Origin of the sequence: Kaistella sp., from assembly GCF_032060305.1 — a bacterium.
GTDB classification, from domain to species: domain Bacteria; phylum Bacteroidota; class Bacteroidia; order Flavobacteriales; family Weeksellaceae; genus Kaistella; species Kaistella yananensis.
On sequence record NZ_DAMBHK010000033.1, the window covers coordinates 1 to 7,976 of the forward strand.

The following is a 7,976-nucleotide window of genomic DNA, read 5'->3' on the forward strand; positions in this document are numbered from 1 at the left end:
TCCACGAAATCTTTGCCGTATTTTTTAAATAAAGGAATAATTACTTCGCAATCGGATTCGGTTTGAAATTCGTAGTCCGGAAACTCTTTTCTAAGTTCGCGGTGGTTGTAGATTTCACCATTTACAGCAAGAACGATTTTTTTATCATTAGAAAATAATGGCTGTTTCCCAGAAGTTGGGTCTACAATAGCCAATCTTTCGTGGGAGAAAATCACTTTTTCGTCCTGAAAAATTCCGCTCCAATCTGGTCCGCGGTGACGAATTTTTTTAGACATTTCTAAAACCTGAGGTCTTAGCGTTTCGGTTTTTTGTTTAGCATCAAACAAGCATACAATTCCGCACATAGATTTATAATTATAAGTAATTGTTAATAATTGATTAATTTTGTTCTGCAAACATAAAGTAAATGTTTATAAAACAAAATAATATTAAGCAAAATAAGAATATTTTACTAAAATTAGCTTTTAAAGCGGAAAAAATTAAGTTGAAAGGAGAAATTTAGAGAATCTGGTGGAAAAAATTCAAAAAAGAAGCAGACAAATGCCTGCTTTACGTTTCGTTAATGACTTTTATTTAAGCATTTCGCTGAATCAGCGCCATGTAAAACCCGTCGAAACCTTCGCTCGGCATTACTTTTTCTTCTTTCAGTAAGCTAAAGCCTTCGTTGTTTTTTAAGAATGTTTCTACCTGCTCATTATTTTCACTTGGTAGGATGGAGCATGTTGCATATACCATCTTACCTCCTTTTTTCAGCATTTTGCTGTAATCCTGGAGAATTTGCTGCTGTTCCTGCTTGATTCGGTCAATAAAATCCTGGTCAATTTTCCATTTGGAATCTGGGTTTCTTTTTAAAACGCCCAATCCCGAGCACGGTGCGTCGATCAGCAGTCTGTCGGCTTTTTCATGAAGTCTTTTGATCACTTTATTGTCTTCAATGAAACGGGTTTCAATATTATGCGCTCCGGCTCTTTTCGCACGGCGTTTCAGTTCGGCCAGTTTCCATTCGTAAATATCCAGTGCGATAATCTGACCTTTATTTTTCATCAAAGCCGCTAAGTGAAGAGTTTTTCCACCAGCTCCGGCGCAGGCATCCACCACGCGCATCCCTTCCTGAACATCCAGAAGTTCACCTATCTTCTGAGAAGAGGCATCCTGAACTTCGAATAAACCATCCTTAAAAGCTGAGGTTAAAAATACGTTTTTCTTCTCATCAAGCTGAACGGCATCAGGATAATTTCTGATCTGGAAGCTTTCCACATTTTCATCCTTCAGGTCAGAAATCAATTCTTTCGCTGTGGTTTTCAAGGTATTGGCGCGAAGAATTGTCGGAGCCTGCTCATTCAGCGCATGCATTTCTTTTTCCCAGTTGTTCCCGAGTTCTTTTTCCATCGTTTCGGCAAGCCACTCGGGAATTGAATATTCAATTGCTTTGGTGGGAACTGTATTCTTCTTCAGTTTATTAAGAATGTCAGCATTTTTAATCCCATCAAATTCCTCAAATTTTTTATAATGTGTTTTGGTCCAAAGGCAGTAGGCAAGGATCAGTTTATAGATATTATTCGGTTTCACGCCTTCGCCCATATAATATTCTAGGCGTTTTTTCCAGCGGATGATGTCGTAAAAAATTTGTGAAACTATTTTTCGGTCTTCACTGCCCCATTTTCTGTTGGCTTTCAGAAGCCGCTCTATCACTTTATCTGCATATTTTCGGTCCTCGAAAAAAGTTTCCTGTAAAGCGTCGTGAATTCCTATTAGTAAGTTTCTGTGTATCAGTTCCATGTATGGATAGTTAAATGTTTAGTTTCGCTCGGATTTCCGGGAAAAAATTTTTGCAAAAATACAGTTTTTAACTGAATAATAATGCCATTGATTTGGGCGCCAATTTCCGCCCTCCGTTCCCGCTTTTTTTCTTCCACTGCGTTCCATAAAAAAGAGCTCCACTCAGGTCAGGGCGCAGCTGGGTTGTTGAGAATCAGGGATTTTTAATGACCGTAAAAAATACGTACTTTTGTGTTTCAAAAAAATAAAACGATGAGCGATACCATAATTTGTACGAAATGCCAGTCCGAATTCACTTACGAACAGGATAATCTGCACGTGTGTTCCCAATGTTTTCATGAGTGGGATCCTAATGAAGTTGCCAGTGGCGAAACCATTCTGGACATGAACGGCAACGAACTCCAAAACGGAGATTCTGTAATCGTGATGAAAGATCTTCCTGTAAAAGGAGCACCAAAACCTGTAAAGGCGGGAACAAAGGTTAAAAACATCCGCCTTCGCCCTGATTCTGATCATAATATCGACTGTAAAATCGACGGTTTCGGAGCAATGGCGCTGAAATCTGAATTTGTGAAAAAGGCATAAAAAAAAAGGAAAGATTTGGACAGGGTTCTGTTTCAAAGACTTGGTTGTCCGAAATTAACGGACTAATTTCGTCTTAAAGGCAGAAAGAGAATTAACCAAAAATTTCCTTATTTGGGAAGAGTAAAGTTAAGAAAATATTTTCAATTTCCATACCAGTTTTTTAAAACATGTTGATTTTAGTCTATGAAATCAACCTTCACCGCACCGGAAATTTGAGTGTCGTTATAGATAATCAATTCTTTTCCGCTCACCAAAGCTTTGTTCCAATAGTGGTTTCCGGCGAAACGGCTTTCGAGAATTTGGGCATCTTTCCCTGACTGTGATATTTTTATCTCGTGAGGATACCAGAAATTTTTAAAAACACCGAATGCTGATTTCTCTTCATCAGAGAAAACATTCACTTCCCCGAAAAGTTTAGCCACATAAGCATTGTAGGGGTTTGTGAAAATATCTCTTGGGCTGTCGTTCTGTATCAGCCTGCCTTCCTGAAGAACAACAATCTGATCAAGCCACGGCATCACTTCCTGAATTTCGTGAGTGGAAATGATGAGTGAAATGTTTTTCTCTTTTACATAGTTAAAGAGTTTCTCCCGCAGTTCAATTTTTCTGGAATAATCAAGATTGCTAAAAGGTTCATCAAGCAAAAGCAGTTTCGGCATTACGGAAAGCGCCCGTGCAATCGCAACACGCTGCTGTTGGCCTCCGCTCAGGTATTTTGGGAGAACATTCGCGTATTGTTCAAGGCCTACAACTTTCAGCAGTTCCAGCACTTTGTGTTTTTTTTCCTGAAGATTAATATTCGAAATAAACTTTCCTACATTATCGGAAACCGTAGCATAAGGCATTAGATCATAGTTTTGTGCCACCAGTTTCATCTCACTTTCTCCGGGAACGATGTTTTTTTTAGGGCCATATATGGGTTTTCCATCAAAAATAATCTCTCCTTTTTCCCAGTCGAGCAAGCCATAAATTAAATTAAGCAATGTGGATTTTCCACAGCCGCTTTCGCCGGCCAGCGCTATAATCCTGCCTCTTTCAATCTTTAAGTTCAGATTTCGGAAAAGCTCTTTTTCAGGGGAATAAGAGAAAAACAATTGATTGATTTCTAATAGCATATCTGCAAAATTAATAAATTTGATCTTACTGTGAATTATTTTTATTATTTTAGCGGGAGCAATAAAAAAAGCAAAAATTTGATGAAAAATATGTTTAAGATCTCAGTGTTTTCAGCATTTATTTTGGGAATGACAGTAGTTTCATGTGGAAAAGACAAACCGCTGAGCAGCGTAAACAACGAGGTTACTACAACAACAGAAGGAAATTCTTTCCAGGTAGATACTTTAAACAGTAAAATTGAATGGAAAGGCTTTAAAATTCTGAAATCCGACAATACCAGCCATTTTGGAACCATTAAGTTCGAAAGTGGAGATGTTACCGTAAAAGACGGGAAACTGGAAAGCGGCAAATTTGTTGCAGATATGAATTCTTTAACCTCAGTTGACTTGAAAGATGATGCCGAACAGCTGAATAAATTAAATGGACATTTGAAAAGTGGTGATTTCTTCGAAGTTGAAAAATTCCCAACCGCTTCTTACGAAATTACCAAAGTTTCTGAAAATGCCAATGGAGATTACAATACGCTTCTTGATGGCAACTTAACAATCAAAGGAATTACAAAACCGGTTCAGTTCAATGCGAATGTTACCGTTAACAATGGTGAGGTGAGCATTGCTACAGAACCAAAAGACATCAACAGAGAGGATTTCGGTGTGAAATTCCAGATGCCTCTTGCAAACGGCGTTATCAAAAATGAGGTAAATCTTCAGATTTTGATTAAAGCCCTGGAAAAGAAATAATTTTTTTTATTTAAGTGTGATAAGTGATGTGAATCCGTCTCATTGTTAATGAGGCGGATTTTTTTAATGGCGATAATTACGCCCTGTTTTTCCCTCAAAATTTATTAAATTTGCAGACTTACGAAAAGGCTTTAAACCAAGCATTTTCTGCATAAATTCAAAACATATGACTTCACAAGAGATACGCCAGCAGTTTTTAGATTATTTTAAAGAAAAAGGTCACCTCATCGTTCCTTCCGCACCTATTGTGCTGAAAGATGATCCAACGCTCATGTTCTCGAACTCGGGAATGACGCAGTTTAAGGATTATTTTCTGGGTTATAAAGAGCCCAAAGCCCCGAGAATTGCAGATACGCAAAAATGTTTGCGGGTTTCCGGGAAACACAATGATTTGGATGATGTTGGTCGCGATACTTACCATCACACGATGTTCGAAATGCTGGGGAACTGGTCTTTCGGCGATTACTTCAAGAAAGAAGCCATCGGTTTTGCCTGGGAACTTTTAACGGAAGTTTATAAAATTCCGAAAGAGAATTTATATGTAACCATTTTCGAAGGTGATGCTTCCGAAAATCTTGCGCGCGACCAGGATGCCTATGATTACTGGAAAACACATATCGATGAAAGTAGAATCATCAACGGAAATAAAAAAGACAATTTCTGGGAAATGGGAGAAAGCGGACCTTGCGGACCCTGTTCGGAAATCCATGTCGATTTAAGGTCTGAAGAAGAAAAAGCCAAAGTTCCCGGCATTGATCTCATCAATAATGATCATCCGCAGGTTGTGGAAATCTGGAACAACGTTTTCATGGAGTTCAATAGAAAAGCCGACGGGAGTTTAGAGAAATTACCGGCACAGCACGTAGACACCGGAATGGGCTTCGAGCGCCTGTGTATGGCTTTGCAAGGCAAAAAATCCAATTACGATACCGATGTTTTCACGCCTTTAATTGCTAAAGTAGAAGAGCTTTCAGGTAAAAAATACACTGGGATTTTAGAAGATGAAAAAGACATCGCGATTCGTGTTGTCGTGGATCATATTCGTGCTGTAGCATTTGCAATTGCCGACGGACAGCTGCCTTCCAATGGTGGAGCAGGATATGTGATCAGAAGAATTTTAAGAAGGGCAATTTCATATTCTTACCGTTTTTTAGGAATGAAAGAGCCTTTCCTTTTTGAATTGGTTGCTGTTTTGAAAAGTGAAATGGGCGAATTTTTCCCGGAACTTGTAAAACAGCAGAAACTGGTTACAGAAGTGATTAAAGAAGAAGAAACTTCTTTCCTGAAAACCATTGAACATGGTTTAAAAAGAATCGATTTAATTATTAATGAAACCCTTTCCAAAAACGAAAAAACACTTCCCGGTGCTGAGGTTTTTGAACTTTATGACACATACGGCTTCCCAGCAGATCTCTCAAGAATCATCGCAGAAGAAAAGCAGTTAACCGTCGATGAAAAAGGTTTTGATGAAGAAATGGAAAAGCAGAAACAGCGTTCCAAGAAATCATCAGTCCAGAAAGTTCATGACTGGGTCATTCTTGAAGAAAAGCAGGAAAGTTTTGTTGGGTACGACCAGACTGAAACAGAAACCTATATTACCCGTTACCGAAAAATCGAAAATAAAGACGGCGAATTCTACCAGATCGTTCTCTCGAAGTCTCCATTCTATCCTGAAGGTGGTGGACAGGTAGGTGATAAAGGGATTCTAATACCAAGCTATACTGAAGGTTTTGATATTTCAAATCCCAGTGTTTTCGGAATTACTGATTGCGCAGATATTGTAGAAATTCTGGAAACGAAAAAAGAAAATAACCTGATCGTTTCTTTAATAAAAGACTTGCCGAAAGATGCAGGAGCGGTTTTCTATGCAAAGGTGAACGCAACAGAAAGAAAAAACACCCAGGCTAACCATTCGGTGACGCATTTGTTACATGAAGCTTTGAGAGAAGTTTTAGGAACTCATGTAGAACAGAAAGGTTCTTTTGTGGGTCCGGATTATCTTCGGTTTGATTTCTCTCATTTCTCTAAAATGAATGAAGAAGAACTGAAATTGGTTGAAGAGAAGGTAAATTCAAAAATAAAAGAAAATATTGCTTTGCAGGAATATAGAAATATTCCGATTGCAGAAGCGATGGAGAAAGGCGCAATGGCGCTTTTCGGTGAAAAGTACGGCGACAGCGTGCGAATGATTCAGTTCGGAAGTTCAAAGGAACTTTGCGGCGGGACTCACGTTAAAAATACAGGCGAAATCGGGTATTTTAAGATTCAGAACGAAAGTTCTACCGCTGCGGGAATCCGTAGAATTGAAGCGATTTCAGGAGATAAATCTGCGGAATACTTCAAGAATATGGAAGTTCAGGTTAAAGAAATTTCTGCTTTATTAAAATCCAGGGATTTGGTGAAATCTGTTGAGAAATTACTGGAAGAAAATTCGGCTCTGAAATCAGAAGTTGAATCCTTGAAAAAAGAGAAAGCAAAAGGCGAAACCGCTAACTGGAAAAATGATTTCACTGAGAAGGGCGACAAAAAACTGTTGGTTAAAAAAGTTTCAATGGATGCCGGAAGTGTGAAAGATATCGTTTTTCAACTCAAAAAGGAGGTTGAAAATTCTGTAATCATCATTATTTCAGACGCTGATCAGAAACCAATGATTACGGTTGGAGTTTCTCAGGACCTGGAATCTAAATATCACGCAGGAAACATTGTAAAAGAACTGGCTAAAGAAATCCAGGGCGGCGGCGGCGGAAATCCCGGTTTTGCTACAGCCGGTGGGAAAAATCTTGCCGGGATTGATGCAGCTTTAGCGAAAGCGCTTGAACTCTAAATCTAAAGTCGAAAAATTAAATAAAGTAAAAGAGTTTCGGGAAGACCGAAACTCTTTTTTTATGGGATATCAATTCCAAAATTAATTGTAGAAATTTCAGTCAGGAACTTTTGTTAATTCTATTTGCGGATTGAGTTTCCTTATTTTTTCTTCCGTTTTCCTGATTTTTTTCTCAAGATTTTCGATGTTTCTTTTGCTTCGCGCGAGTCTTTTATTTGCAGTTTCGGCTTTTTTCATTTTTCTTGCTGCTGATCTTGCTCCTCTTTCATTTTTGCCGAAATCTGTTGTGCTTTTGAAATTGTCGCCGGCTTTATCAGCATCGCGGGTTGCTTTTTTAGCATCTTCATATTCCACGGCGTACTCTTTTCTAGCTTTTTCGAGTTCTTTTTTGTCTTCGGTCAGTTTCATGCTTAATTTCAGAACTTCTTTTTCAGACTTTGAAACAGTAACACTGTCGGCAACAGATTGCGCATTTAATGTACCACAGCTTAAAATACCAACGAAGATTAGGGCGATATACAGCGTTTTTTTCATAATGATTTTTAAAACTTTATTAATACAAATGTAGCCGATTTATTTTGTATTTAAAGTCAGTTTTACATAACAAAAATCCCGAAAAACGAATTTTCCAGGATCTTAATATAAGTGAAATTAATGATGTTTATTTGTTTCCTCCTCCTCTGGCTACCAATGCGATGATTACGATAAGAACTAATGCACCGATTACCCAAACTAATGGATTGCTCATCCAGTCGCCACTCATGCTGTCTCCGCCTTTATCCAGGTCTACATCGACATTTAAATCGGCTGCTTTTTCCTGTGCTTTTACCATAATTGTTGCAAAGTTTGCTGCAACTGCCAATGCGAAAATCTGAATCTTTGTAAGTAGGTTAGAACGTGTCATAATTTAATTTTTTAATGTTATACTTTCT

Annotated in this window: 7 protein-coding genes and 1 pseudogene; 3 read left to right on the top strand and 5 right to left on the bottom strand. The window is 38.3% G+C overall.

Annotated features, from left to right (window positions below):
* Together asnB and V5N63_RS06330 are read right to left on the bottom strand one after the other, a co-directional pair.
* Nucleotides 1-344: pseudogene (gene asnB, locus V5N63_RS06325) on the bottom strand (asparagine synthase B); the annotation flags it as partial.
* Between the two features lie 229 nt (nucleotides 345-573).
* Nucleotides 574-1,779 carry an RsmB/NOP family class I SAM-dependent RNA methyltransferase gene (locus V5N63_RS06330; protein WP_332033273.1) on the bottom strand — a complete coding sequence of 402 codons (1,206 nt, stop codon included), beginning with the start codon at nucleotides 1,777-1,779 and terminating at the stop codon, nucleotides 574-576.
* A 252-nt stretch (nucleotides 1,780-2,031) separates the two neighbouring features.
* On the opposite strand from V5N63_RS06330, the gene V5N63_RS06335 reads away from it, so the two are divergent.
* The gene (locus V5N63_RS06335; RefSeq protein ID WP_332033274.1) at nucleotides 2,032-2,364 is read left to right on the top strand and encodes a zinc ribbon domain-containing protein YjdM; all 333 of its coding nucleotides are present in this window, start codon (nucleotides 2,032-2,034) and stop codon (nucleotides 2,362-2,364) included.
* Between the two features lie 176 nt (nucleotides 2,365-2,540).
* Here V5N63_RS06335 and V5N63_RS06340 read toward each other — a convergent pair whose 3' ends face one another.
* Nucleotides 2,541-3,479, bottom strand: coding sequence for a sulfate/molybdate ABC transporter ATP-binding protein (locus V5N63_RS06340; RefSeq protein ID WP_332033275.1), 939 nt, complete (start codon nucleotides 3,477-3,479; stop codon nucleotides 2,541-2,543).
* A 90-nt stretch (nucleotides 3,480-3,569) separates the two neighbouring features.
* On the opposite strand from V5N63_RS06340, the gene V5N63_RS06345 reads away from it, so the two are divergent.
* Both V5N63_RS06345 and alaS read left to right on the top strand, forming a co-directional pair.
* Nucleotides 3,570-4,220: a YceI family protein gene (locus V5N63_RS06345; protein ID WP_407936694.1), complete on the top strand. Its 651-nt coding sequence runs from the start codon at nucleotides 3,570-3,572 to the stop codon at nucleotides 4,218-4,220.
* 166 nt (nucleotides 4,221-4,386) lie between these two features.
* Nucleotides 4,387-7,044, top strand: a complete 2,658-nt coding sequence (gene alaS, locus V5N63_RS06350) for an alanine--tRNA ligase (RefSeq protein ID WP_332033276.1) — start codon at nucleotides 4,387-4,389, stop codon at nucleotides 7,042-7,044.
* A gap of 96 nt (nucleotides 7,045-7,140) precedes the next feature.
* Here alaS and V5N63_RS06355 read toward each other — a convergent pair whose 3' ends face one another.
* Nucleotides 7,141-7,578: a hypothetical protein gene (locus tag V5N63_RS06355; RefSeq protein ID WP_332033277.1), complete on the bottom strand. Its 438-nt coding sequence runs from the start codon at nucleotides 7,576-7,578 to the stop codon at nucleotides 7,141-7,143.
* 127 nt (nucleotides 7,579-7,705) lie between these two features.
* Nucleotides 7,706-7,948, bottom strand: coding sequence for a hypothetical protein (locus V5N63_RS06360; RefSeq protein WP_088467792.1), 243 nt, complete (start codon nucleotides 7,946-7,948; stop codon nucleotides 7,706-7,708).
* Nucleotides 7,949-7,976 lie beyond the last annotated feature (28 nt).

Bases quoted from the DNA above. Each gene is read 5' to 3' on its own strand.
- V5N63_RS06330 (WP_332033273.1), bottom strand. From the start codon at position 1,779: ATGGAACTGATACACAGAAACTTACTAATAGGAATTCACGACGCTTTA.
- V5N63_RS06335 (WP_332033274.1), top strand. From the start codon at position 2,032: ATGAGCGATACCATAATTTGTACGAAATGCCAGTCCGAATTCACTTAC.
- V5N63_RS06340 (WP_332033275.1), bottom strand. From the start codon at position 3,479: ATGCTATTAGAAATCAATCAATTGTTTTTCTCTTATTCCCCTGAAAAA.
- V5N63_RS06345 (WP_407936694.1), top strand. From the start codon at position 3,570: ATGTTTAAGATCTCAGTGTTTTCAGCATTTATTTTGGGAATGACAGTA.
- alaS (WP_332033276.1), top strand. From the start codon at position 4,387: ATGACTTCACAAGAGATACGCCAGCAGTTTTTAGATTATTTTAAAGAA.
- V5N63_RS06355 (WP_332033277.1), bottom strand. From the start codon at position 7,578: ATGAAAAAAACGCTGTATATCGCCCTAATCTTCGTTGGTATTTTAAGC.
- V5N63_RS06360 (WP_088467792.1), bottom strand. From the start codon at position 7,948: ATGACACGTTCTAACCTACTTACAAAGATTCAGATTTTCGCATTGGCA.